At 53.8% G+C, this 26,718-nt stretch carries 21 protein-coding genes; 2 read left to right on the forward strand and 19 right to left on the reverse strand.

Annotated features, from left to right (window positions below; all coding sequences use genetic code 11):
* Nucleotides 1-90: 90 nt before the first annotated feature.
* A complete protein-coding gene (locus tag ACE6ED_RS12000) occupies nt 91-828 on the reverse strand; it encodes a spore coat protein (protein ID WP_410827375.1) in 738 nt (245 codons plus the stop codon).
* Between the two features lie 174 nt (nt 829-1,002).
* Between ACE6ED_RS12000 and ACE6ED_RS12005 the strand changes: the two genes are divergently transcribed.
* A complete protein-coding gene (locus tag ACE6ED_RS12005) occupies nt 1,003-1,374 on the forward strand; it encodes a hypothetical protein (protein ID WP_410827376.1) in 372 nt (123 codons plus the stop codon).
* A gap of 296 nt (nt 1,375-1,670) precedes the next feature.
* Here the strand turns inward: ACE6ED_RS12005 and ACE6ED_RS12010 are convergent, their stop codons facing one another.
* From ACE6ED_RS12010 to ACE6ED_RS12025, 4 genes are all read right to left on the reverse strand, one after another.
* A complete protein-coding gene (locus ACE6ED_RS12010) occupies nt 1,671-2,987 on the reverse strand; it encodes a DUF4129 domain-containing protein (protein WP_410827377.1) in 1,317 nt (438 codons plus the stop codon).
* A complete protein-coding gene (locus tag ACE6ED_RS12015; RefSeq protein ID WP_410827379.1) occupies nt 2,984-4,072 on the reverse strand; it encodes a DUF58 domain-containing protein in 1,089 nt (362 codons plus the stop codon). The genes ACE6ED_RS12010 and ACE6ED_RS12015 overlap by 4 nt, the downstream gene beginning before the upstream one ends.
* A gap of 3 nt (nt 4,073-4,075) precedes the next feature.
* Nucleotides 4,076-5,143 carry an AAA family ATPase gene (locus ACE6ED_RS12020; RefSeq protein WP_410827381.1) on the reverse strand — a complete coding sequence of 356 codons (1,068 nt, stop codon included), beginning with the start codon at nt 5,141-5,143 and terminating at the stop codon, nt 4,076-4,078.
* A gap of 124 nt (nt 5,144-5,267) precedes the next feature.
* Complete coding sequence (locus ACE6ED_RS12025) at nt 5,268-6,143, reverse strand: AraC family transcriptional regulator (protein WP_410827382.1); 876 nt, start codon at nt 6,141-6,143, stop codon at nt 5,268-5,270.
* Nucleotides 6,144-6,340: 197 nt separating this feature from the next.
* Between ACE6ED_RS12025 and ACE6ED_RS12030 the strand changes: the two genes are divergently transcribed.
* Complete coding sequence (locus ACE6ED_RS12030) at nt 6,341-7,402, forward strand: flavin-containing monooxygenase (RefSeq protein ID WP_410827383.1); 1,062 nt, start codon at nt 6,341-6,343, stop codon at nt 7,400-7,402.
* Nucleotides 7,403-7,537: 135 nt separating this feature from the next.
* On the opposite strand, the gene ACE6ED_RS12035 is transcribed toward ACE6ED_RS12030, so the two are convergent.
* The 14 genes from ACE6ED_RS12035 to ACE6ED_RS12100 all read right to left on the reverse strand — a co-directional run bounded on the left by ACE6ED_RS12035 (nt 7,538) and on the right by ACE6ED_RS12100 (nt 26,629).
* Nucleotides 7,538-8,635: a GerAB/ArcD/ProY family transporter gene (locus tag ACE6ED_RS12035; RefSeq protein ID WP_410827384.1), complete on the reverse strand. Its 1,098-nt coding sequence runs from the start codon at nt 8,633-8,635 to the stop codon at nt 7,538-7,540.
* Nucleotides 8,636-8,649: 14 nt separating this feature from the next.
* Nucleotides 8,650-9,798 (reverse strand): Ger(x)C family spore germination protein, encoded by a 1,149-nt coding sequence (locus ACE6ED_RS12040; protein WP_410827385.1) that lies wholly within the window; start codon nt 9,796-9,798, stop codon nt 8,650-8,652.
* A complete protein-coding gene (locus tag ACE6ED_RS12045) occupies nt 9,798-11,249 on the reverse strand; it encodes a spore germination protein (RefSeq protein WP_410827386.1) in 1,452 nt (483 codons plus the stop codon). The genes ACE6ED_RS12040 and ACE6ED_RS12045 overlap by 1 nt, the downstream gene beginning before the upstream one ends.
* Before the next feature lie 328 nt (nt 11,250-11,577).
* Nucleotides 11,578-12,675, reverse strand: a complete 1,098-nt coding sequence (locus ACE6ED_RS12050; RefSeq protein ID WP_410827387.1) for an efflux RND transporter periplasmic adaptor subunit — start codon at nt 12,673-12,675, stop codon at nt 11,578-11,580.
* Nucleotides 12,676-12,707: 32 nt separating this feature from the next.
* Complete coding sequence (locus ACE6ED_RS12055; protein ID WP_410827388.1) at nt 12,708-14,123, reverse strand: ABC transporter permease; 1,416 nt, start codon at nt 14,121-14,123, stop codon at nt 12,708-12,710.
* Complete coding sequence (locus ACE6ED_RS12060; protein WP_410827389.1) at nt 14,120-14,905, reverse strand: ABC transporter ATP-binding protein; 786 nt, start codon at nt 14,903-14,905, stop codon at nt 14,120-14,122. The genes ACE6ED_RS12055 and ACE6ED_RS12060 overlap by 4 nt, the downstream gene beginning before the upstream one ends.
* A 7-nt stretch (nt 14,906-14,912) precedes the next feature.
* Nucleotides 14,913-17,801 carry a hypothetical protein gene (locus ACE6ED_RS12065; protein ID WP_410827390.1) on the reverse strand — a complete coding sequence of 963 codons (2,889 nt, stop codon included), beginning with the start codon at nt 17,799-17,801 and terminating at the stop codon, nt 14,913-14,915.
* Between the two features lie 181 nt (nt 17,802-17,982).
* Nucleotides 17,983-18,915, reverse strand: a complete 933-nt coding sequence (locus tag ACE6ED_RS12070; protein ID WP_410827391.1) for a hypothetical protein — start codon at nt 18,913-18,915, stop codon at nt 17,983-17,985.
* 830 nt (nt 18,916-19,745) lie between these two features.
* Complete coding sequence (locus ACE6ED_RS12075) at nt 19,746-20,855, reverse strand: GerAB/ArcD/ProY family transporter (RefSeq protein WP_410827392.1); 1,110 nt, start codon at nt 20,853-20,855, stop codon at nt 19,746-19,748.
* Nucleotides 20,852-22,072, reverse strand: coding sequence for a Ger(x)C family spore germination protein (locus ACE6ED_RS12080; RefSeq protein ID WP_410827393.1), 1,221 nt, complete (start codon nt 22,070-22,072; stop codon nt 20,852-20,854). Before ACE6ED_RS12080 ends, ACE6ED_RS12075 begins: the two co-directional genes overlap by 4 nt.
* Nucleotides 22,072-23,718 carry a spore germination protein gene (locus ACE6ED_RS12085; RefSeq protein ID WP_410827394.1) on the reverse strand — a complete coding sequence of 549 codons (1,647 nt, stop codon included), beginning with the start codon at nt 23,716-23,718 and terminating at the stop codon, nt 22,072-22,074. The genes ACE6ED_RS12080 and ACE6ED_RS12085 overlap by 1 nt, the downstream gene beginning before the upstream one ends.
* 201 nt (nt 23,719-23,919) lie before the next feature.
* Nucleotides 23,920-24,846: a hypothetical protein gene (locus ACE6ED_RS12090; protein ID WP_410827395.1), complete on the reverse strand. Its 927-nt coding sequence runs from the start codon at nt 24,844-24,846 to the stop codon at nt 23,920-23,922.
* Nucleotides 24,847-24,980: 134 nt separating this feature from the next.
* Complete coding sequence (locus ACE6ED_RS12095; RefSeq protein ID WP_410827396.1) at nt 24,981-26,294, reverse strand: FtsW/RodA/SpoVE family cell cycle protein; 1,314 nt, start codon at nt 26,292-26,294, stop codon at nt 24,981-24,983.
* On the reverse strand, nt 26,291-26,629 hold the full coding sequence (locus tag ACE6ED_RS12100; RefSeq protein ID WP_410827397.1) for a PadR family transcriptional regulator: 339 nt from the start codon (nt 26,627-26,629) through the stop codon (nt 26,291-26,293). The genes ACE6ED_RS12095 and ACE6ED_RS12100 overlap by 4 nt, the downstream gene beginning before the upstream one ends.
* Nucleotides 26,630-26,718 lie beyond the last annotated feature (89 nt).

Genomic DNA, 26,718 nt, shown 5'->3' on the forward strand with positions numbered 1-26,718 from the left:
AATGTCTTGCAATCCGCACAGCTTCAAAAAGGACGCTCCAAAAATGGAGCGCCCCTGCTGATTAGAACGGATATGGACAAGCCGTCCGTATTACCCCTGGTTATGATACTGCGTGGAGGAGCCGGTCGTAGCGGAACCAAATAAAGCACTGTTGCCGGATCCCGCATTCATGCTGCCTGCACCTGTGAATGAACCCTGGAATCCTTGCTGGCTGCTTTGGGACATTCCGTAAGGTGCTTGAACGCTGGAGTTGCCGGTAACGCCGTATTGCTGCATCATCCCTTGACCTACAGGCTGGTAGGTCTGCATAAAGGTTTCCGCCGTATTTTCTTTTAAGGTAGGCACCTGATAGGTTCCCTGTTCGTTCATAAACAAGAACACTTCATAAGCTTGGTTCATGCAGCTGATGGCACTGTTTTGCAGCACCTGACGGAGGCTCGGGTCAGCGCATTCCAGTGTCGCCCAAGTGCTGTTTTTTGCGCCGTTTTTATGCTGGACCAGCATGGCCATCGCGATTTCTTCATCCTTAAATTCCGTGCCGTTTTGTGGAGCAATCGGGCGCGGGTGATCCAGACCATAACGGATTTGCTGGTTCTCCATTCCCCGGGTTTCCATGGTAGGGGCGATTGGAGTGAAGCGGCTGTTGCCGCGGGTCAAATTGACAATCGAGTTATATGAGCTGATTCCCTCTTGCAGATGGCGTGTGATCATGTCGCGCAGGCGCGGGTTTTTAGCCTGGCTGGCATACAGATTGAAGTGGTTGATACAGTTGATTTTTTCCGTAAGGCATTCGTGAACTTCCATCGTTTCGTGAGCACCAAATGGCATGACAAGACCCTCCTAATCATTTTATGGAACTATAGATAATGTTCGCCTTTTTGCGCAGATTATTCGTTTCATTTCCCCTTCGCTTTGAATGGTTTTTGTCCAAGCCAACTCTCGCAGCCCTTCATAGAATACAAGTGCAAGAGATTCTTAGAACAAGCTAGGAGGAACGGCCGCATGAAAAAAGAAGTTCATATTTCACAGACGTACCCGCGGCTGCGGGTGTACGAAGAAGAAAACTACAGCGGTAGGGTCCGGACTTACACGGGCAATCTGGGCATCCGCAACACGGACAATATTCTGGATGGTATCGAAAGTCTGCGTTTTTTCTCGACCAGCAGCAACGCTACGCTTGTGCTGTTCACCAGAACCCGGTTCAGAGGAAACTTCCGGGTCCTCCGGGGAAACCGTGATATCCGGGATTTGGACGATTACATTGCCGGCAATGATGTGGAATCGATTATCTCTACTAATCAGAGGCTGACACTGGCTCAAATCCGTGAGATTCGCAGCAGCGGTACGCTGCCATCCGGCTATCGGCTGATTTAATCAGGCCTCCCGCCCGAACCGGAAAGTTCCGTCGGTGCGGGTGTTACGGTGTGCAGAAAACGAAGTGGTGACCGGGCTATAAATAGCGGGGCATTGAAGAGTTTCGGTTACCAGGCAATCTATAGGGGGCATCGGGGAACTTCGGTCCCGCTCTGGAGCCTCGGTCCGGCACTATGAATGAAAAAAGAGGATGCAGCGCGGCTATTCACCGTGCTGCATCCTTTTGTTTTCTTGACAAGCCGCCCGCTTGCATGACATCACTGACCGCTCATTGTGCCATGGCCCTCAGCGCCTTGCTACAGCTTCAGCTTGCTTCTAATGGCCGCCAGCTCGGCGGCGTCCGGTTCTTCCTCGCCATATCTTGCCCGCTCATACTGCTCCACCAAGCGGCAGACTGTCTCTTCGTCCGCTGCGGGCTGCAGGGTGCGGCCGCTTTTGCGCCGCCCCTTCCCTTCCCAGCCGGCGGCATCGCGCGCCGTCTCTCTGGGGGTCAGCTCGGGGCGTCCGGCATACCCTCGGGCCGTTAACGCCCGCAGCCAGCCGCGGTACAGCCAGCGCGCCTTCGCACGTCCGTCCTGCAGCGTGTCCCACCCCGGTTCCCGGGGGGTGCGCCAGCCGGACAGCAAACGCGTCTTCGCGGACCGCAGGGCCTGTTCCCAGGTGAAGAGGCTGCGCTCTTCATCCTGGTAAGCCGGCGGCGCGGCAGGCTCGTTCCGCTTGCTTAAAAAAGCAAGCAGCGCGCCCGTCCAGCGCCGCCACCACGGTCCGCTGCGCCGCAGCCAGCGCAGCGCGTACCAGAGCGCCGCCGCCCCTGCGGCCGCGGCGGCGAAGAGGAACAGCCCGTTCAGCACGCGGGCGAACACGCCCGGTTCCCCCGCCTCGGCGGGCGGGAACGCGGGCATCGCCGGCGGAGGCGCAGCGGGCTGTGCCGGCGCTTCCGGCTGGCCCGGTTCCCCGGCCAGCCACTGCACCACGCCCCGGACGGCGCTCCACAGGAGCCGTCCGGCGGCATCGCCGGCGCCTGCCGCCAGCGCGGCGCCGACCAGCAGCAGCCCGCCGAGAAACAGGCGGTTGAACCGCCGGATGCCGGCGGGCAGGGCCGAAGCGCCGCCTGCGGACGCGCCGCTTCGCAGGTGGCTGCCGCTTGCTGCAAGCAGCGTCAGCACGAAGCAGGCTGCGCCCAGCCATGCCAGCGGCTGCGCGGCGTACGCCAGCGCCGGGATGCGCACAAAAGCGACGGCGGACACAAAGTACAGGGCGGAACCCGCCCAGTACATCCGGTCGTCGCCGATGCGCATCGCCGCGGTGCGGCCGAGCCACCAGCAGACGCCGGAGGCCGCGGCCAGCGGCAGGGCCGGCCAGTGCAGCCCGGCGGCCAGCCCGCCGCAGAGGGAGACAGCTGTGCCGGCGAGCACGGCGGACCACCGGCGGGTCAGCCTTCCGCTGAGGAACTTGCCAGCGGCCGCCGCGGCCGGCAGTGCAAGCAGCGGCCACGCCGGGTGCAGCCACGCGGTCAGCGCGATCCATAGCGGAAGCAGCAGCACAAGCTCGGTTGCGACTAGAAGCCATAACGCCATCTCCCCCCGGTTGATCCGGTTCATCCGCGCATTCACCGGCCCTCGCCTCCCTCTTCCGGAATCATCAGCCATTCAACGCCGTTGCCGGCGGCTTCAAGCTTTGCGGCTGCCGCTTCAAGCAGAGGGCCGCGGTGGCAGGTGATCAGCAGATAGTCGGCCGAGGTTTCCCCCATCTCCAGCCTTTCTTCAATCAGCCGGTCCATAGGGAGCGAACGATCGAGGAGCAGCCCCGCCAACGCGCCCAGCAGCGCTTCCTGATCGTAGACCGGCTCGACGACCGCCGGCTCCCGTTCCTCCGCCCCGGGCAGACGGCCGTTCGAGATCAGCCCGGTTTGAATGCCATTATGCAGGGCATAGGTAATAACTGTGGCGGCGTACCGGATTCCCCGCTCGATCCGGGAAATATCCGTTGCGTTTCGCCACATGCCCGCGCTGTCTTCAACATTAAGGCAGACGACCAGCTTCGAGTCCGCTGTTGTCCCTTTTTTATGGACCTGTAGGATTCCTGTGCGGGCGCTGGCCTTCCAGTGAATGCGGTGAAAAGGATCGCCAGGCGCATATTCCCGCGTCCCCGCCTGAAGGAACGGATCCTCCATGATCCAGCGCTTCACCGGCAGCTCGCCCAGCCAGCCGTGGACCGGAAGCGGAAGATCTTCGAGTTCAAGACAGGACGGATACACAGTCAGATGCAGCTCCAGCGGATACCGGCGGACTTTTTTGGTAAACCCCAAGGGGTCTCCCGTTGTCATCGTCGCCGATTCCAGCAGGTAGATTCCTCTTTGGGCACAGGTAACCGTGTGGCGGCGCCGAATGTGCCGGTAAGGCTTCAGATAAAACAGGCTGTTGTGGTTTTGGGAAATCTCCCCGCTGCTGACGCTTAGATTCTCCTGGCTGCCGAACTGCAGTCCGGCAGGAACCGCCGACTCGAGCCGCAGCCAGGTCAGCGGAAGCAGCTTCGCATTGACGATCTCTTCGACCATCTCTACCGTATCGCCTTCGTACGCCTGCGTCCGGTTAAAATACCGCTTGTATCCAACGCCGCGCAACGCCCGCTTGTCATACAGCAGAATGAGGACGACCAGCAGGAACAGCGTACTCAGCATAAATTGCGGCAACGGCATGGACTACTCCGCCCCCTTGAACAAGCCGGAGGCGGTCTCTGCGGTTTTTGCGGGTCTTGTGGTCCCCGCGGTTTTAGCGTCTCCTACGGTTGCCTCGGTTCCTGCGGTCTCTGCGGTTTTTGCAGTTTCCGCCGGCACTTCAATCCCCGCCAGCACGTCACGCACAATCTGAGCGGCGTCGGCCGCCCGCACCTGGGCTCCGTGGCTCAGCACCAGCCTGTGCGCAAGGACCGGGACTGCGGCGGTCTTGATATCGTCCGGGGTCGCATATTCACGGCCCCGGATAAGAGCCAGCGCCCGGCTTGCACGGAGCAGCGCCGCCGAAGCACGCGGGCTTGCGCCGAGCCGGACCAGCGGATGGGATCTTGTCGCCTCGGCAATCCGGACAATATAAGCCATCAGCTCGGAGGAGACGCGGACAGCGGCCGCTTCGGCCTGAGCCGCTTGAACGGCCTCGGCGGTTGCAACAGGCTGAAGCTCGCGCAGCGGATCCGCGGCACCAAAACGCTCCAAAATTTCCACGGCTTCTTCATGGGACGGATAACCTGTCATAATCCGCAGCATAAACCGGTCAAGCTGGGCTTCCGGCAGCGGAAACGTCCCCTGGTTATCTACCGGGTTCTGCGTGGCAATCACCAGGAACGGCGATTCCATTGGCCGGGTTACCCCGTCCACCGTCACCTGTCGTTCCTCCATGCATTCCAGGAGACTCGATTGAGTCCTTGGTGTGGCCCGGTTGATCTCATCGGCCAGCAAAATGCCGGCAAACACCGGGCCTGGCCGGAATTCAAACTCTCCTGTTTTTTGATTATAGTAGTTGATTCCGCTTACATCCGACGGCAGCAAATCCGGCGTGAACTGAATCCGGCTGAAGCTGCAATCCAGCGAACGGGCCAGCGCCTTGGCAAGCAGTGTTTTCCCCGTTCCCGGCACATCCTCCAGCAGCACATGGCCGTCGGCCAGCAGAGCGCACAGCAGCAGTTCAATTCCTTCTTCTTTGCCGACCACCGCCTTCGCCAGATTCCCGCGAATTGCCTCGATCAGCCCGTATGCTTCTTTTCCTTGTCTCATCCTGTAATGCCCCGCTTCCCCCTGAAAATTCCAATTCATTCTCTTATCATACCAGAAATGGCCATAGAGATTCATTATCCGAGATCAATAGACATAGACAGGGGGCGGGCATTGCCAAGTACATTTATTTCTTCCGGATCGGAATCCAAATCTCGCTTTTGAACTGCGGCGAGCTGACGTCCTTATGTTCGTTCCAGAGAATTTCCGGGCCTTCGCTCAGTTCATAATCCGCAGACGGGAACCATTCCGAGTAAATACGGCCCCATGTCTCCTGCAGCGCGGCCGGAAACGGGCCGACAGCGGTGAACACCGCCCAAGCCGATGCAGGCACTTCCAGCTGCGCCAGGTCTTCCGGCACCTCCAGCGTTGTTGCTGCACCGATGTATTGATCCAGCCCCCCCTTTTCCTCCATCCGCCCCTCGCTGAAATGAACGGAAGCGCTAATCAGTCCGGAGGGTTGTATATTCGACAGCTGTTTCACCCGGGCAATCCATTCGGGCGTTAACGAGGACCACATGGATGCGATATCCGGATTCACCCCCTCGAACACAATCGGCACTCTTTTGGCGATGCCGGCAATCCGGAACGCCCCTTTTTCCTCAATACGATAATTCATTTCGTCTCCTCCTTTAATGGTAAGCTGAAAAGTCATTTTGGGAAAAGCCTTCAACGGCGCTCCCGGAATCCGGGCTTCCGACGGTGTAATTCCATGCATGGCCTGAAAAGCCCGGGCAAACGCATCCGGTGAGCCATATCCGTATTTAAGCGCCGTATCCACAATTTTTGCGCCATCTCCGCGGCTTAACTCCAACGCAGCCAAGGTCAGCCGCCTGCGGCGGATGTATTCCGCCAGCGGGATGCCGGCCAGAAAAGAAAACATCCGCGAAAAATGATATTCGGAGCAGCATGCAATCCGCGCTGCCTCCCGGTAATCAACCGTGTCGGCCAGATTGGCTTCAATATAGCTTAATGCCTTGTTCATCTGCGCCAGCGCATTCATTCCCTCACCTCCTTGCTTGTTCCCAGCATAGCAGAAAAAAAACGGTGATACCCGACCTTTCCTGCACACTGCTGCAGGGTCACTGACTACCATTTTGAGTTAAAAAAATGCCTGTTCCCATAGTTGCCAATTACGAAACAGCACGCTATAATACATATGAACAATTGCTCATATATTAACAACAAGTCGCGACGGAGATGATAAGGATGTATGATGTTTTAATTATTGGAGCCGGACAAGCGGGTTTGGCAGCCGGATATGATCTGAAACAATCGGGAATGCGCTTTTTAATAGTTGATGCAGCTTCATCAGTCGGCGATTCGTGGCGTAACCGGTACGACTCTTTGCATCTTTTTACTCCGCGGATGTATGACGGATTGCCCGGGAAGCCCCTTAAAGGGGATAGAAATGGCCTGCCGGATAAAGATGAAATCGCAGACTATCTTGAAAAATATGCTCAACAAATGGAGCTGCCGGTACGAATGAACTGCAAAGTGGTCCATCTCAGTAAAGCAGAAGAGGTATTCTATGCTGAAACGACCCAAGGGAGGATTGAAGCCCGGAATGTTATAGTTGCCACGGGACCTTTTCAGATTAAAAATGTGCCTTCCTTTTCAGAGTCCTTATCGGAGCACGTTACCCAACTTCATTCTTCGGAGTATAAGAACCCGTCACAATTGAAACCCGGAACCACCCTTATTGTTGGAGGTGGAAATTCAGGAGCACAAATCGCTGCGGAAATAGCGTTAGAAAGCAATCAATCCGTATCGATTTCGATTTCCAGCAAGATGACATTTAAACCGCTGTATATCATGAATCAGAGCATATTTTGGTTTTTTGAAAAATTCAAATTAATACAAGCAAATACAAATAGCAGGCTTGGAAAGTGGCTGCGAAATCAGCCAGAATACGTCTATGGATATGAATTAAGAGAGTTAATAAAAAAAGGAAGGGTCAGCGTATATACCCGGGCCTCACACGCAATAAATGACCGCATCCTATTTGAGGATGACAGTGAACTAAAGGCTGATAATATCATTTGGGCGACCGGTTTTAAACGAAACGATAGTTGGATCGATATCGCCGGCGCTTTGGATGCCACAGGTGTAATTTTACATACAGAAGGCGTGTCGCCAGTTAAAGGACTGTACTACATAGGACTACCTTGGCAAACTTCAAGAGGTTCGGCGCTGCTGGGCTGGGTGAAATACGATGCTCACAAAATAGTTCATCATATACTTTCATGTAGGAGACTGTAGCCCTGAGGAGGAATATTTAACAGCAAAAAACCAGCTCCCTGTCAAGGCGATGAGCTGGTTGTCCGTTAATCATCATAACCGGCTACCGGCTAGCCGGTCCGCCGGTCCACATCCATTCGCTGTTTTCACCTTATTTCAATCCTGTGCGCCGGCCGGACGCTCCTTTTTTCGTCTTATACGCAGGAGCAGTGCATAGAGTGCGGGAATGAATTCGAACCCTATCCAGACCCAAATCAGCCACATGGAGTAGTAATCTTTCATATACCTCTCAATGTTCCGGGAATACAGCGCGGCAATCGCAAAAGCTCCGATTCCGAGTAACGGGATGACATACCCGCTCCCCCGGTTTTTTATAAAGTACTTGACGCACCGGCTGGCGATATAAATCACAAAAGAACTGTGAATCAGCATAGAGGAGGCCCACAGCCCGATCAGCAGCGGATCAAGATTCAGCGCTCCCCGCTGAGCTGTGGCCCGGACCGTACCAAGGTAAGGAAACTGCATCTCCCGGGCAAGGTATGGCCCAAAATTCAGCAGTGTCAGCAGCCACCCCAGCAGCACAGATAGCATAATTGTCAGCTGAACGGCAGCCAGCTTCTTGAATGCACCCTTCTGCTGGAGGAGCTGCGGTCCGATAAACAGAAAAACAATCCACTCGGAAAACCAGGAAGCTACGGTCAGCGTATGCGTGGCCGTTGTTTTTAGATCAAAATGATGGAACACGGCCGGCAGCATGCGGAAATCAGCGGTTTGCATGAACATGCAGAGCGTAAAAACGGTTACTGCCGCGATAATTACAAACAAGCCATCCGTCATATAAATAATGGTGACCCGTCCAAGCTGAGCCGTAAAGATAATCACCACTGTGATTGCTGCTTGAATGAACCAGTGAGGCGTCTCTCTCAAATAATTGGAGCCGAAGAACAGGACAAAATTCTCGATGTCTGAGGAGGCATAATATACGCCCCATAATAGAAGCAGCACTACCAGCAGACCATGCACCCATCTCCCCGTCACTTCCTTCCCAAACCTGATCCATTCCTCTCCAGGCTTGGCCCGCGCAGTATACATCATCGCCGCCAGCAGGAGCAGACTTACCGCCGTACCGCCCAGAATACCTGCCCAGCCTTGGTAAGGTTCTCCGGAGTATAAGGCTGGGACCAGGAAGGTTGTCGCTTGAGAATTAAAATAGACAAACCCGAAACGAAACAGCTGCCAGCCGGACGAACGCATCCCCTGCCTCCTCTCTATTTGCTGGAACCAAAGTCCACAAGATGAAAATCCGCAGAAACCTCAATTTGTGCGTCATTGCGGTAGTAATCCTCCCACTTATCTTTCAGCTTGCGCCACTGATCGGGATGATTCCATTCCAGGCGCTGGCCTAGCCGAAGCACATCACACCCGCTTTTTTGGCTTAACCGGATCGCTTGTTCCAGGTCTTTGCTTAGTTTTTGTTCCAGCTGTTCGACGATGGTGGAGCTGACTTCAGAGGTCTGCCGCCGTTTGAAGTCCGTGTTGAATATAACACTGGCTCTGCCTTTTAGCCGAATCCGGAATACCGGTCCTTCCGGCGTCATTTTTACCTTGGTAGATGAAGACCTCCTGACAAAAACAACCGACGCTCTGCTTTTACCTTCGTCCCACTCCACCGAATAGGTGGGCGACTTGGCGCCTCCATCTGCCCACGCTAAAGCGCGGGACGGCGCCAAGCTCATCACAGATTTCATTTGGTCTCCTTGTATCAGCAGCGCCCCCTGCAATCCTCTCCAGCTTTGTTCGGGTTTTCCTTCTCCTAACGGAGGTTTATTAGACGTAGTAAGCAAATTGACGGGTGTGCCCATTTGTCCCCTGACTCCCATCAGAACATCCTTTATCGTTGTAGTGAACATATATCCTTCCGACGCCATTTTAAGCAGCACTTCCGACGGCAGCTGCTCGTAAACGGGCGTGATCTGGGCCGCCTTCTTGGCTGTATCCGGCGAAGCCAGTATAAAGGTACCGAGCGGTACGGTCGGCTCGCGGCTCACCCACTCCAGCAGGTCGGACAATCCCGCCTTCGCGTAGGATTCACTGACCACAATCACTTTAATATGGCCAAGACTGAGCTGCCGGGTTAAATCCTTTTGAATATTGGCCAGAGCCTCGGGAATCGTTGGACCCGATCCGGTAATCATAGAGTAAGTATTTCCATGCTGCCCGCCGCTGCCCGCCTGCTGGCCCGACATCAGCCGGTTGGGCAGAGGGGTACTGATGGTGATTTCAACCGTACCAGGCTGCTTTCCTTGATCTACGAATAGACCAAAAATAAAGGTGAGTTCGTCCATCTCTACTCTGGACCAGCAGCCCGTCAGCGGAATCAGCAGTACGATGAGCAACAGGAGTTTTGCCGCTTTCATCAGTTCCCTTGTCTCCTTTTGTTACGGGTGTTGGTATAGGCTGTCGTCCGTTTGCCCATCAGCTTTGACGGAACGCGCAGGAACGTATCTCTCCAATCCGGAAGAACCAGCGGCGCAATCGGCTGCAGGTAAGGCGTGCCAAGTGAATTCAGGGCTGCGAGATGGCCGTACAAAATAAACAAAAGCACGATAACGCCCAAGAGCCCCATTAGGCCGCCCATAATTAGAAGCGGGAAGCGCAGCAGCCGGAGAGCAAGCCCCAATTCTAGATGCGGAATGATAAACGAGGCGATCCCGGTAATAGAGACTACAATGACCATTGGGGCTGACACGATCCCCGCCTGTACGGCGGCTTGTCCGATAACAATCCCGCCAATGATGGAAACCGTCTGACCGACGGGCTTCGGAATCCTCGTTCCCGCTTCGCGCAGCGCCTCGAAAGTCAATTCCATAATCAGCGCTTCCGTTAAGGCGGAAAAGGGGATATTCTCCCGTGCCGACGCAATCGTCAGCAGCAGATTGCTTGGGATAATCTGCGGGTGGAAGGTCGTAATGGCCACGTACAGTGAGGGTAGCAAAAGGGATATAATGGAAAAGAAAAACCGGATAATTCGAATCCAACTCCCTGCAAAGTAATTCTGGTAGTAATCCTCGGAAGATTGCAGCAGGGATAATAAAGTGACAGGTGCCAATACTGCCGAAGGGGTTCCGTCCAGCAAGATGGCTACCCGGCCTTCCATCAGCGAACCCGATACGGAATCGGGACGCTCCGTATATTGGAACAAGGGAAACAGTGTGCGCCGGCTCCCCTTAAATTGTTCGGTTAAATAGCTGACTCCGAGCACCCCGTCGATATCAATCCCCTGCAGCACCTGTTCGATCCGCTCCAGCACGTTCGGGTTGCATAATCCTTCGATATAAGCAACCACAACCTTGGTCTGGGTGTATCTTCCAACCGAAAATTCCTTAAGCTTCAGATCCGGGTGCTTGATTCTATGGCGGAGCAGCGACAGATTTGTCTGAATGTCTTCAATAAACGCTTCCTGCGGACCAATAACGACCAGCTCGTTCTGGGAGACGGTGACCGCCCTTGACTTATATTTGACCGTTTCAAAAGCGTACAGCGTCCCTTCGCCGCCTTTGCCGATAAATAACGCAACATTGCCTTGAACGACCGCATCGACGACTTCATCCTCGCTGTGGAGCGGACGGTTCGTTACGGAAAACGATTTGCCGTCTTTGATATCCTGCAGCCATTGCTCCAGTGAAGCATGCTGGCTTTCGGCCTTTCTCAGCGGCAGGGCGATATGGTCGCGCAGCAGCACTTCATCGACGATGGAGTGGATGTAGATCAAGGTGCAGTCCGTTCTCCACAATACCATGGGCTGAAATACAACATCCGCGCAGTTTTTTAGTTTATTCCGGATATTCTCAATAGAAGATTCAGGCATCCTCCCACCTCCGTAGATTCCCTAAAGCTGGCAAAGATTAGTGTGTGTTTCTATCCGCCCTCTTATGCGCCGATTTGGAATCTCCTGTCAGAACGGACTATACGTAATCGGAAATCCGAGTGAACACCAATAAGCTAATCTTACCGGCTGAACTGAGGAACACAGGTGACGCTCAGCAGCCACTTAAGCGAAGCCGGCCCTCCGGCCATCATCCGTTCACACGAAAAAGCCGGCGACGGATTTCTCCATCACCGGCTGTCTGCCAGATGCTTATGGACTTCCAAAAGCCCGCTTTCGGTTTTTTTTTGAAAGTCCGGTCCTGTTCAGTTTAAGGCAGAACCACTGTATCTCCGGGTTTCAGCCCTTCAATGATTTCCACCTTGTCCAGCGTTTCCATGCCGGTTTTTACGTCTCTCCGCTCCGTTTGCCCGTTGCCTTTGTCAATCATGACGTAAGCCTTTCCTGGCTCCCGCTGGACAGCCATTGTGGGCACCGCGGTGACTTTTTCTTTACGCACTGTCACAATTTCGCCGGTCAAGCTGAGTCCGCCGATCAGATGTTCATTTGGCTCCAGCGAAATGACAACTTCAAACTGAGGGGTGCTTTGCGTGGTGCTTTGTGAGGCGTTTTGTCCGCCGGTAGCCAAAGCGAATTTCGATACCTCAAGCACAGTGCCCTTCAGCTTCAGATCTTTTTTGGCGGTCATGCTTACGCTGACCTGCATTCCTTTTTTGATGCTGAAAATGTCCTGTTCACCCACAACCGCAATAAACTGCAGCTTGGACAAGTTTACAATTTTGCCGATGTATTGGTTGTCCGTCACCATCTGCGGAATTTCGGTCGCATTATCGAACAAAAAGATACCGGAAGCCGGCGCGTGGACAACGGCGGAGGACACCTTCTTTTTCTTATCCGCGATTTCGCGCTGCTGGATTTGTGCGGTTACCTCGTTCAACTCCTGGTTCAGCCGTTTTGTCTCCTGATCGGCCAGCACTTTCAGCCGTTCCGCTTCGGTTGCGCCAATGGGCGCCGCTTCCTGGTCCTGCAGGCTGACGAACTCATTCAGCTTCGTTTCCAGCTCTGTTTTGCGGATATTGGCCTCCTGCTGTTCGATTTCCGTTTGCAGTGCCGTCTGATCCAGCGTGAACAGCACGTCTCCTTTGCCTACCTGGCTGCCGTTCTCCACCTTCCACTTTGTTACTTTGGATGCAAAAGGGGCGTAAACAAGCGTCTCATCTTCATACTTTGACTTGCCTTTTACCTGGATCGATTTGGTCATCGTCTCTTGGGTTGCCTGGAAGGAAATCACCTGCGGAGGCTCAATCGGCGCGGCTTCCGGTTTTGGTTTCAATACAAGTGTGTACAACGCATAGCCGGCGCCTCCCAAAATCAGCAGCACGATCACCCATTTTATGATTCTTTTCATCAAAATCGTTTCCTCTCCTATCGCTTATATCGCTACTCGCGTTTGATCGCCGTCAAGGCATTGGTGCGGGATGCGCTGATCGCAGGATAAATCCCTGACAAAATGCCGGTCATAATCGCAAACGCCATGCCGATCGGCAGGGTCATCAGCGGGATATAGATGGTCAACGTTGGTCCGCCCATACCTGGGCCGCCCATACCGCCGCCGCCTCCCATGGAACCGCCCGAAATCAGCTGATTGATCCCGTAGACGATGAGATAAGACAATCCCACACCCAGCGCGCCGCCCATTGCGCCAAGAAACGCCGCTTCGGTGATGAACATTTGCCGGATCTGCCGCATGTTCGATCCCAGCACCTTCATAATGCCAATTTGCCGCCGCCGCTGATGCGTCGACATGGTCATGGCGACGATAATCGAGATCGACGCGATAATCAGAATAAAAACGCCTACCCCCAGCGCAGCCGACTTCACCATTTTGAACTCGTCAGCAAGGGCCTCCTTCTGGAACAGGTTGTCGCTTGTATTCAGATTCAGCTTCTGGATCAGCTGCGAAATTTGAGGGATATACTTGATGTCATCCACCTTGACTATCGCGTTGTTAAAGCTTTCCTCTTTGGAATCCTGGCCCGGCTCTCCGCCATTGTTGTTCAGCTTCAGCTGCTCTTTCAGCATTTGGCCGGTTTCGTAGGAGACGTACACCGTCTTATCGTACATCGCCATCCCGGGATCCATGCCCGAAGGGACGCCGAGCACCCCCGCTACGCGAAGCGGCATACTTGAGAGCATCTGTCCGGATGAAGAGGGGTCCTGGCTCGGCGACTGAAACTGAAACTGCTGCTGAAACATATCCGATGGCTGCATCGACAGCCGGTCAAATTCCGCATAAACCTCGTTGTTCCCGGGATCGGAATTCATGCGTTCGAACAGTTTGTCCCTTGTTTCGGTGTCGATGAACCCGTAGGTAGCTCCGGAGTTAAATACCGCCATGCCGGGCTGATCGGACGGGCTTCCCTGGGCGAATTTCTTGTCGAATTGGGTAAGCATCGTCAAATCCGTAGCGATCACCTGGGCATTCGATATCCGGTTATCCATGGTCATGATCTGCATGTACCCGATCTCTTGAAAAGCTGTGGCCGCTTTGACATGGCGCAGCCCTTGAATCACTTTCAGCTTCTGATTGGTCAGCTTGCCCCGGTTCGAATTCGCCCCGGTTGGATCGCCGCCGGCGGGATCGGGCATGCCCTGCATCGGATTTACGGTGATTTCATCCATTTTAAAGCTGGCATTCATCATCTGCTCGCTGTAATCCCTGGCGGATTCTCCAAGGCTTAATGCGACTATGATCGCCGCACAGCCGATGGAGAGACCGGCCATACATAGGCCGGTGACTACCTTCCGCCGTTTGATCTGGCCCCAGGCCATCCGCGAAATATCGCCGATTCTCACTGCGATCCCTCCCCTGCGCCGGCAGCGGCGGGTTCCTCTTCCGCCGCCACGGCAGGCTCTTCGGCGGGCTGCTGCTGTACCGGAGTCTCTGCCGGCTTCTCGGCAGGCTTCGGCGGACTGGCAACCAGATGGCCGTCCTTCAGCGCAATCATCCGTTCCATCCGCGTTGCCACTTCAAGCTCGTGGGTGACAATAACGAATGTGGTTTTCATCCGCTTATTGAGCTCCACCAGTATGGCGATAACTTCTTCCTCCGTTTTGGTGTCAAGGTTGCCTGTCGGCTCGTCCGCAAAAATAACCGATGGCTCGGTAATCAGCGAACGCGCAATACTGACGCGCTGCTGCTGGCCCCCGGACAGCAGGGACGGGAACATCTTTTCTTTGTCCGGAAGTCCCACCATTTCCAGCAGCTCCAGCGCCCGCTTTTTTCGTTTGCGCGGAGAAATCGACTGGAATACGAGCGGCAGCTCCACGTTCTCCCTCACGGTAAGACTGGGGATCAGCTCGTAAGCCTGGAAGATAAAACCTATATTTTTGCGCCGGAATTCCGCGAGCTTGTTTTCGCCCATCTTGACTATGTTTTTATCGTTGATAAAGATATTTCCTTCCGTCGGCTTCATCAGCCCGGCCATCAGGTTCAGCATGGTTGACTTGCCTGAACCGGAGCTACCGGTCAGCGCGACCATCTCCCCCTCTTTGACGTGAAAAGAAATATTATGAAGCACGGGGTTGACCTCGCTGCCATTCTTGAATACATGCGACAGCTGTTCTACTCGAAGCATAACCGGTTTATTCCCCTTCCTTGGCCGGAGCGGGGGTCGGGCTTGGGGCCGGACTTGCATCCGGAGAAGGCGTAGCCGACGGGCTTGGCGTCGGCGCCACCGTCGGGCTTGGGTCCGCACTCGGACTTGGACTTGGCGTAGTGCTTGGGCTCGGGCTTGGCGTAGCGCTTGGGCTCGGGCTTGGACTTGGCGCAGGTGTTTCCGGTCTCTCCACTACGGGAAGACGTTCAAATTTCACGTTATACGCCTGGTTCGCCAGTTCAATTCGTCCGCCCTGGAATTCATCCAGCAGTGTAATCCGGAACGCTCCCCCGCCCAGGTTTTTGTACGCCTGGCTGTTGAAGGTCATCGGATAGCTGTTCATTCCGGCAGGCAGATCCGTGCCTGGCACCACAATGCGCTCCTGCGACAATCCGTACGGATCCGTCATGCGGATGACCAGCTTATGGCCGGACTCGCCCGATTCGTATTGGTCGGTCCGCGCCAGACGGTAGTTCAGGACGACATTCATTGTCTCGCTGTTTTCCGTGATTGTGCCTGTCGCTCCAAGCACTGTCATGGTATACGGATAGAAATTCACATCATTCAGCGCACCCAGAACGGTTGGCTTGGTCAAATTCAATCCCAGTTCGGCGGTATGAATGTAGCCGGATGGCTCCTGTCCCGGCTCGCTGAGCGCGCCGCCGGTTACGCCGGGACCGATGTACAGCGACGTATCGGTAACCGAAATGCTTTTCGGGAGCTTGGTCCAATAGGAAATCAGCTGGCTGCCTCCAGGTGAAGTCGAAGCCGCGGACTGATTGGACTCGGCTTTGTAATACTGGCCGTCTCCGGTCTTATAGTAGCCCTGAAGCAGAGCCATCTTGCTTTGCCGCGACTCCTTGTTCTTCATAAGCATCTCGGTGTACAGCACGTTGTATCCTTCAGCTTCATATACAATAGTCCGGTTCTCTTTGACTTCGGCATTTTTGCCTTTCACCGTGATGTTGTAAGGCTGGCCTTTGGCAATGGCCGGAATGGAATTCGTTGAGCTGTCGGTAGTCAGCGTAAGCAGCGGAACTGCCGCCGGCTTGTTTTCTCCGCCTTCGCTAGTTATAGGATACAGAATTACTTTTACGCTGCCGAAGTTTTCGGTGTAAGGCACTTTGGCCAGTACATAGATTTCGGCCGATTTGCCAGTTGCCAGAACGGCTGAAGATTTGTCCATCATCAGTTCGGTTGAAGCGGTCAAATCGTTTTTATCCAGCTTCATGGCGGCTTTCAGATTCGGCAGGGACAGCGACTCGGTGCCCATATTCGTCAGCAGCAGCTTGGCCACAACGACGTCTTCATTCAGCCAAGGCAGGCGCTGCAGCGACTCCAGCGAATACGCAAAAGTGCCGTATTCATTGGTCGTCCGGTACTCCAGTCCGCGCAGGCTGTCCGTCTTCGGCGAATACGGAACCTTGTACCAGCCGAGCGGGAAACGGGCCGTATCGGTCTCTCCGGCCGGCTCCAGCACCTGCAGTTGAAGGTGGTTCTGCGTAAACTCCAGCGGTACCTGGGCCGTGAGCGTAATCAGCTTGGATTCCGTCGGCTTCAGGCTGATATTAGCTCCGGAGGCGTTTACCGCCGGGAAAAACGATCCTTTGGTCGTCCGGATGGAATATTCGTAGGCCGGTATAGTTACAGTTTTGTTACCTTTATTCTTGAACCGGAACTGGAAGGTCCAAAGGCCTTTCCCGTCTTCCGCAGACACGGATGCGGAAGCAAGCTGCGTTTCCACCGTATTTTGGCTGACCGTAATTTTCTTGATGGTGCCCTTCTCGACCACCGGGTTGTACGTGGTTGCCCCCGGAAGCTTAAACGAAGCCACAGGCAGCTCCAGATTCAGTCCTCCGTCGGTCCGGGTAAACGCAAGGCGCATGTTATCCAGCTTCATATAACCCGGAACCTCGGTAATGAACATGACCGTTTTCTTTTCCGAAGGCTGAATCCGGTATCCCGCCGACGAAGTGTCAAGGCTCATATCAAAGATGGAGCCGGTCGGCGACAGCAGCGACACCGCGTACCCAGGCGACCCGATCGCTTTGTTGCCCAGATTGGTCATGGCGACACCCGCTTTGGCGTATGTCTTGCCGTTTGCTTTGAAGATTTGCAGCGACTCGGTTTTATAGGCTACCGGAATACCGTTGATGCGAACCGTCCGGCTTTTGCCGTAAGGGATCGTCTCGGTGTAAGAAGCGGGAATGGCATACGTGCCCACCCGTTTCAAATATCCTGCCGTCTTAACGTCCCAAATCAGCATGCCGATTTTGACGCCTTTGAGCGTGCTCGCTTTGCCTAAGTTGACATAGTATGTAACCCGGATATTGCCCCCGGCAGGTATTTTTTTCTTCGTTGCATCCTGGCTGATCGGATTGGCCGAAATGACGGCTCCCCCAGCGGTAGTGACCCTGGAGAAATATTCGATCAAATTCCGGGCGGCGGAGCCAGAGTTCACATAGTTGACGGTGTACGTCAGAACCGTACCGTCTTCCTGCTGCCAATGCTTCACGTCCTCCAGCTTAGCTGTAACTCCCCGCCCCATTGGAATGGAACCGAGCACAGCGGAACCTGTAATCTCCGTAATAATCTGGCCTCCGGCCGACTCGCCTCCTGGCGGCGTGGAAGGCTGCGACGGTGTAGACGGCTGCGACGATGCCGATGGCTGCAATGGTGTCGATGTCGCGGACGGCTGGGTAGTCGGCGATGGCCCGGACGAACCCTCCGGGGAAGTGCTGGACGCCGCGGGCGGATTGGAAGCCGCAGGCGATGCGGCTGTGCCGGCGCCGGTCACAGGATAGGCCGATGCCAATTGGCTGACCAAAAACGTGCCGGCGAGGACAGCAACATATCGGTGCTTATATTTCTTCATGAATTCCCTCCGGTATTACAGAACCTTTGTTTCATTTTCCATAACAAAGTCCTATGATTTGGTATAAATTTCTTTGTCTATTATAGTAGATTGAATACTAGGAGTTGTTTCCAAGTTGTAACCTTCTGCTTCGTAAAAACAGAAAGAAACCGGACGATCTCCCGTCCGGTCAATAATTAATTTATTCGTGTGCGCCAATCTCTAACCTGCGGATGGATCCCAGAGCAGGCAAAGACTCCATAATTGCCCCAGTACTCCAAATGCGGACTTCCATTCCGGCATGAAGCGAGCCGAAACTCACAGTTTTCCCGTTCTCGTCCAATAGTTTGGAGGCTTCATTAATAGAGAACCAGTAGGTTGGCTGTTCTTGGCCAGGTTCAAGGATCAAAATCCGTTTCCGTTCCGCATCCACCCGTTCGATCGCTCCCGTAATTTCCGGTTCGCCGAGTTTCCGCACTTTCAGGTGCAGCAGACCTGGATCAACTGCCTTTTCAAGTGCCTCTTTGACGCCGAGTGTACTTTCCTCTGGAAGCTCCACATTCAACCGGTTGGCGATGACATCCACACCGGACGAATATAGATTCAGTTTCCGGTACAGGTCCTCCTGCTCCAGTGTTTGTTGAGCTTCTAACAGCTCTTCGATGGTATAAGCCACATCGTGCAGCTTGTACGCCGCCCCAGCAAATTGCTGCGCAAATTTACCCTCAACTTCTTCATTCAGCCCGGCGACATTTACATGCACGAATCCATCCTGCAGATAAATATCGCCATTTGGAATGCGTTCATCGGACAGGAACTGCTTGATTTGTCCGGGCAAGCTGGCATCCGGCGCCAATGCGCTTTTAATCGGTTGGCTGGGAGAAGGCGACGGGCTGGCGGTGCCTTTAATCGGCTCACTGGGAGAAGGCGGCTGGCCGGCGGTGCCGTTAACCGGCTGGCTCGAAGAAGGTGACGGGCCGGCGGTGCCGTTTGAGCTTAAGCCTGACGCCATGGAAGGCTCCGCTGTTTCCCTCCCCGGCTCCGGCCCCGCTGCAGGTCCGTGATCCCGTTCTGCGCCGCAGCCCTGCAGCATAACCGCTGCCGCAAGCATCAGCACAAACACTGCTTTTTTCAACGGATTGGCCTCCTATTCGGTCGTCTTTCCTATCCAGACGCAGGAGCAGGCGCGCAGGTTGCAGGCAGGGTCAATCTGATGGAGTTTGACTAAGCTTAACTAGAATCTGTACGGAGACTTACTTCAACTATAACGTCATCGAAATCAACGCCAAAAAAGCCTTGAACAAGATCGCTGTCTTGTCATAGCGGGTTGCCAAACGCCGATAATGTTTCATTTTATAAAAAAAGGCATTCATGCTTGAGATTTCATCCCAGATTCCCGCCTTTTGTAACCGCCAGAGAAAGTGTGGGTACAAGTGGACTCAGAAGGCCCTATTTGCTGATTATTCCGTGTTTTGGCAAAGTTTCGGACTCAGATTCACCTATTTACGCGTAGAATGCTTAGTTTGCATGTTTTCGGTACGAATAACGGCTTTTGAGTCCGCTAAGGCATACCAAAGCCCAAGAATTTCAGAAATAACGGTCGCTGGGTCCGCGAAGACCTCCATGTCGCGTTCTAAAGACCTGCGTATCGCATACTAATGACCTCCGTATCGCGTTCTAAAGACCTCCGTATCGCGTTCTAAAGACCTCCGTATCGCGTTTTAAAGACCTCCGTATCGCGTTTTAAAGACCTCCGTATCGCGTTTTAAAGACCTCGGTATCGCGTTCTGTGGTAATCCGCCGCGGGTGTGTCACAGGATAGGGGTCGTATATCGATCTGACAATAAAAGGTGTAGATCCAGGGTTGATAGCATTTTGTAACCCATCACGGAATCGTTTGACTGACCCTTAGTTCCTTATTTACAGTTTGCGTACACACCCAAGCAGATTAAACCCGAACTTCCTCTAATTTGCAGCCGTTTGCCGCTTCCTGCGGAAACGCAGGACCGATCCCCCCCAGAGCAGCAGCGGGATAGCGATCATATTTACCGGGAAGACGTAACGGACCCAAACCGTTTCCAGCAGAGCGGCCGTAGACGGATTCAGCCGGATCACAACCATCCCGATTCCAAAAGCAGACCCCGCGACGAACCATAGTGTACGTCTCCACTGCTGTTTTTTGCCGATCCATTGCGAAATGCCTACGCTGGAAACAAACAAATAAACGGACAGCTTGACGAAAATGCTGACCAGCCAAATCGCCATCAGAAAAATATCCATGTTCTGAATGAACTCCATGAGGTAGACCATTTTGACCATTTCAAAAAAAGGAAAATGCAGCCTGGAGCTGAGCACCGGCCCGAAGGTAAGCGTCACCCACAACGAACCCAGCGTAACGACAACCGCGGAAGCCAGCACACCGCCGAGCACATAACGTTTCGTCTTTGAGCCAGGGTTGGAAATAAAGGGCACGAGCATCATGATCAGAACCGACTCTCCAAACAGCGACGCCGGCTTCAGGGCGCCTTTCATAATTCCCAGAGCTCCCGTATCGTAGTAGACGGGCAGCATATTCTTGATATTCAGATTATGGAGAGTCAGCACAAAGGTCAGCAGCAAAATGGCCGACAGCAAGGGACCCCACAGCTGGCTGCTACGGCCAACCGTCTCAATCCCGCCGCGCCGTACCGCATAAATCACAACCAGGAGCATGGAGCCTATCACGACCCAATCGGGTGTTTTGTACAGCACATTCAAGCGAAGAAAAACAAACTGCTCCTTGAGAATCAGCGCCATCACCCAGACCCACTGCAGAAAATAAGGAATCACAATCAGCTTGCCCGGCCATTTGCCCAAAATGGTTCCGGCGAACTCCACCAACGTCTGCTTTGGATGGCGCAGGCTGACCGAAATTGCAACATAGGTGACCACAATTCCCAAGGCTCCCGCGGCAATAAAGGACATCCATACGTCCTGTTTGGCGTCTTTGGCGGCAAGGGTGATGGAAATAAGCAAATTAATGCCCACATCCAGCATCCAGAGCATCCAGAACACCTGTTTTCCGTTAATTTTCATTGTTCGGGTCCCCCCATCTTTTTCGGAAGGAGCGATTTGTCGGTGCTTCCCGTATCGGTAATGTTGATTTTTACACTCAGCTTTACTTCGGCCTTTGGAAAAAGCTCCTCCCAGCGCGATTCGATATCCTTCCACTTCCGGGGATGCTGACGATGCAGTGTGTCGCCGAATTCGAACACGTCGCATTTAAAATCCTGCTGCACCTTCTCCACCACCGGTTCAATCTGCTGAAGCAGCCCTTTTTCGGCAATTCGCTCAGCTTTAAAAATATTCTGCTGTCTGGACAGATCAAGCGTTGAATTATTTTCATTCAGCGTACCCATCCCCTTCAGCTTCACATCAAAGCTGATTTTGTCCCCCTTGATTTCGGATTTAATTTCACGCTTGAACTTGTCCATGGTGATGGTAAAGTTGTTATCCTGCTCATCCACCACCCCAGTCACCACTCTTCGCTTCAGCTTATCGACAAGCCACAGACGAACCCAAAACTCTTCCGTGTCCAGATAGCCTTTCAATTTGAAGTTCCGGTCGAATATAGAGACACCGGCATGCTCAAGCGTCGGTTTGGGCGGGCTGTCGTCCTTGCTTTCCGTTTTGACTTTTTTCTCCGGCTGCACGATGCGGAGCGTCGGCATAACCGCACATCCCGGGCCATTAGCCATCATATAAAAATCAACCAGCGACCTGGCGACCGGCGCCCCCATTTTTTCCTGTGTCTTCTGCACCGCAATCGCCGGATTGGTCTCCAGCTGGTATCCGAGGCTCATTACCTGCTGCGCGGTGCCGCCCTGTACGACAAAAATATTGGTTCGCGGACGGACAGTCGGGTTCCGGCTGTATTCGTCCAGAACGCCGGCAATGCCGTGCCGGGCCAGCTTTTCGCCGATAAAAATATTCCGCCGGTGACCGGGAAAAATCGTCCGCGACAGCTTCTTCTGCATGTTTTGCGCCACATCATTGTTATTCCGGCCCGTCGCGCTTTCCGTCATAAAGGAATTGGACCCGCCCTGCTCGCCTCCCGCCTGCGCTCCTCCGCCTGCTTTGGCTCCTTTGGGAAGAACGATATTTGCGGTTCCCAGATAGGTTCCGTCTTCCTGCAGATCAAGTCCCCAGCCAAGAACAATGGCCCGGTCATTCAGCTCTTCCCTGTCCCAGCAGCCTGTGGTGAACAACGACAAGCCGAGCAATGCGGCCAGCGCCTTGTTTCGGCTTCGCATCAGCGTTGCCCCCCTTTTCCGGCGTCTCTTCCAGATGAAGTTTGATCCGCTTTTGCCGAAGAAGCGGGCTTGAGACTGTTCAGCTTCGTTTTATGCGCGCGGATCAGCACGTCTTTTAAACCATTGGAATTAATGGGAGCGTAAGGCGTCATATAGGGCACGCCAAACGGCTTCAATGTCACCATGTGGGCGCTCAACGCGATGAGAAACAGCACAATGCCGTAGAACCCGAGAAAACCGGCCACGATCAGTAGCGGAAACCGCAGCATCCGGTAGCTTGTGCCAATGTTATACCGCGGAAAAGCAAACGAAGCGATTCCCGTTAGAGAGACGATGATGACGAGCGGTGTGGAGACAATTCCGGCTTCCACAATCGCCTGCCCGATAACCAGCGCACCTGCGATGCTGACGGCTGGCCCCACCTGCTGCGGCAGCCGGATACCGGCCTCCCTCAGCGCTTCAAAAATAAATTCTAAAAACAGCGCCTCAAACACGGCGGGAAACGGAACGCCCTCTCTAGCTGAAGCGATGCTGATCAGCAGCGGAGTCGGGACCGTTTGCGGGTGGAATGTAGTTAATGCCACATATAGGGAAGGCAGCAGCAGCGAAATATGTACAAATGAATACCGGACCCAGCGGATAAAAGTAGCGTAGACCCAGCGTTCGGAATAATCGTCCGCCGCTTGCAGACCCGACCAGTAGGTCATCGGCAAAATCAGCACAAACGGCGTGTTGTCGACGATAATCACCACCTTGCCCTCTAACAGGCTGGAAGCCGCCACATCCGGCCGCTCCGTTACCTGGACCTGCGGAAAAGGCGAATTTTTATTGTCTTCAATCCATTCCTCCACGTCACCGGAGTGGATCACGCCTTCCAGCTTCACCTGTTTCAGCCTATGTTTGACTTCATCGACCAGCGACGGTTTGGCTTTACCTTCGATATACATGACCACAACGGAGGTATTCGTCAGTTCCCCCAATGTGGACGATTCCGATTTGAGACGAGGGGAACGGATTCGTCTGCGAAGCAGGGTAATGTTTGTCCGGAGCGTTTCCACGAACGCATCTCGCGGTCCCCGGACGACTTTTTCGGAAGTGGGTTCCTGAAGCGACCGCTCTTCCTTTTTTGACAGATTAATCAGCAGCGCGTAAGGCACGTCCCGCAGAAAAATGGCGGTATATCCGCCAAGTACTTTTTGGATGGTCTGCTGCAGGCTGCGGCTTTTCTCCACAATCATCGCATTCACCAAAAAATCCTCCGGCGATTCTTTGGGAATCCGGATCCCGCCTTCCTGCTCCGTGTTATTCTTTTGTTCCAATTGTACAGATGGATTCGCCTGCTCTGCGGCTTTGGTTTTAAAATAATTCATCAGCGGCCGGAGAACGATATCCTCCTGCTGATTCGTGTCAGTCATCCCGTCAAAAAAGACGAGGGTCGCCTGTTTGCCGCCCCCGGCTTCAACCGAACGGTACAGCAGATCCGAACAAAGGGTGAGCTCATCCTTAAGCTTCTGTATATTCTCGTCCAGATTGGAGGAAATCTGGTCGCTGTTTTTTGCACCGGATGAACCGTTCTGTGTCTCTGCATTGGTTGGACTCTTGGCTGTTCCTTTACTTTCCTGCTCTTCCGCGCCGGATGATTTCATGTCCGCATCCCTCCTGTTCAGTTGGTATTTGCCGGAGATGGAGGAAATATTCATCGGGCAGGCTGCGGACTGCGGAATGCAAGAAATGCAAAAAAACGCACCGCCGGCAGATTTGGCCAGACAATGCGTTTTGATTTTTATCAAGCGAATCTCAATATAATCCGAACCCTAACCTGCTCTTACCGCCGCTAAACAGCCCGCTTATTGATCTGCCTGTTCGTCCAAGTAACGCTGTATCTTAGGCGTCAGTTTATTGCCGCTTTCGTCCAGCAGGACAAGCAGCTGCTTTAACATTGCTTTGAGCTCGCTCCCTGCAGGAAGCTTTTTGACCGCCAGCTCGTAAGCTTCTCTCAGCTCTGCATCCAGCTCCGGCTCGGCCTGCTCCCCGCTGAAGGAGTCATAAGCGGGCGTGTTGCTGTCGCCGAACAGCAGATGGGATTTATACAAACCGTACATTTCCTTCACGTTTTTTATGCGGCTCGACCCGGGATAACGTTTGACGAAATCACCGGCTGCTGCCGCCCGGTCAATAAGCTCGGACCAGGGGATGACCACACCGGCATCGTAAGTAGAAGGCTGGTTCGATTCAGCGGCCATCAGGTCGATGTAGATGCCGATATCTTTTCCAATATACGGCTTAAGGGTCTTGTAGGCATCATAATCCAGAACGGGATAATACAGGCCTTCGGAAGTCTCCAGCTTATACCCCGTCTGGGACAACTGGTACAGCAGGTTATGGGTCTTGTCCTTCAGGCCGCCGGAGTTCATTAGTTTGCCAAGCGATAGCGTTTGATGCTTCGTATAGGCCTTGCCCAGCTCATCCTGAATGGCTTCCGGGTAGAATCGTTCGCTTACTGTACCAAGCAGGGCATTTTGCGCATTTTCCAGCTGCAGTGTCATCCTGGTGCCTGTCCATTTATCCACTTCATCCACATGATTTTTCAGATATTTTACCGCCATGGCCAGCTGTTGCGGATCTTTGACATACCGTTCGAACTGGTTAAACACTTTGGCTGCATTGGCCGCTGCAGCAGGCTGCGGCGCCGCCTGGACGGGCGAAACAGGAACAGCTGTCAGCGTAAGCGCTGCTGTGAGCATGACAACTGCGGTAGTTCTGTTCAATTTCAATTTGGAACCTGCGATGAAACGAAACGGATATGGGACCATAGGCTGCTCCTCCTCGGCTGAATGGGTATCACCGTTTCCATTGTACCTTAGACGCCTGAAGCAGGAAAAGATTAATGCCTTTGTTGCGGTCCCTTTTATTTTGCAGACTGATGGTGTCGGGAAGAACTCGAAGGATAACGAATCAAATCCTTGGTGCGGTATACGCCGAGCAGCAGCCCCATTGCGGCATACTCGATGATCAAATGGCTCCCGCCATAACTCATAAAAGGAAGCGGCAGCCCGACCAGCGGAATTTCCCCGCTGAGTTTTAGCAGGTTATAGATAAACTGCACGCACAAGAGTGTCGCAATTCCGGTCATCAGCGCACGGCCATAACCTTCACGCACAGCCATCGAGGCCATGAACGCTTTGACAATCAGCCACAGAATGACACCGGCTACCGCGATTCCGGCCGCCCAGCCGAAGGCGTAGATGAAGTAGGTCAGCAGCATGTCCGTAGAGGGATAAGGCAGCATGCCGGTATCCATACCGTATCCTTGTCCCCACCAGCCCGCTTGATCCTGTACCTTTTTGAGAACTCCAAGCACATAACCTCCGCCATCCGCACTTCGTGCCATTTCAAGTCTGCCTGTATACAGCGGATTGGTTCCCAAAATCAGGACAATTACCGCAGCTCCTGCCGCGCCGGTTAAGACCGCAGTCCGCCACTGCTTTGAAATTCGAACATACAGCACAAGAGCGGTGACCAGAAACAAAAACATCTCCGGCAAAACTCCACTGCTTTTTGAATACAACCAGAGAGGCAAAATGAGCAGCGGGAGTCCTTTCCATCCTTTATAGTCTGCTGTTGTCCCCGTCCGGGTCCAGATACCAGCCAGTGCAATCACCAGCAGATAACAGCTCCAGCCCATAATATCAACGACCCCCAAAAAACCAAAATGCAGCCATTTAGTTGCCCCATTTACCTGCTGCCCATCAAGCAAGGCGGCCATCATTCCGAGGAGTGTGATACTATACAGCAGCCATGATAAGCTTTTTAGCTTGCGATAGTCGATAAAATAAAGAACTCCCATAATGACAAAGGCCATAGCCAGATAAATAGGGTGATTACTCCCGTATCGCTGGACAAGCTGTTCGGAGGATGAAGCGGAGTAGGACAGGATCCCCAGCAGTCCCGCTCCCCCGAGCAGCAGTACAGCGGCAAGCACTCCCCAGTTCAGTTTCGGTTTGTGCAGACGGTGCAGCTGCCTGCCTACCGGTTCAGGGTCTCCCATTTGTTCAACAGCCCAGGCCTCCGCCTCTTCACGCGTGTATCCGGCCTCTTCCCGGTTCGCCGCCAGCTCTTCCAAATGGTCGCGCAGTTCGCCGCGCAGCTCCCGGTGGATTTTTTTGTACTTTACATGGGAACACACACGGGTCAGATATTCCTCAATTACTCCTCCGGTCATACTCCGGCACCTCCTTGATCCAGTACGGAATCGACAGCTTGTCTGAATACAGTCCATTCCGCTTTCTTTTCTGCCAGCATGTCTCTGCCTTTATCCAAAATCCGGTAATATTTGCGTTTCCGCCCGTCCACCGTCTCCCAATACGCTTCCACCCAGCCCTCCGATTCCATGGCATGCAGGATGGGGTATAAAGTGCCTTCCTTCATCGTAAAAACCCCGCTCGACCGCCGTTCCAGCTCTTTAATCAGCTCATATCCATACAGCGGCCGTCCGGCCAGCAGCGTCAAGACCAAAGTAGCCGTGCTGCCTTTTACCAGTTCTTTGCTGATAGGCATGTTGGGTTCAACTCCTCTCTTCAAGCTATGTATCCTGACTGCAATTATACATAGATAATCTATGCATAGCAATACTAGGTATCTATTTA

The sequence above is a fragment of the Paenibacillus nanchangensis genome, assembly GCF_046543445.1.
Classification (GTDB): domain Bacteria; phylum Bacillota; class Bacilli; order Paenibacillales; family Paenibacillaceae; genus Paenibacillus_AQ; species Paenibacillus_AQ nanchangensis.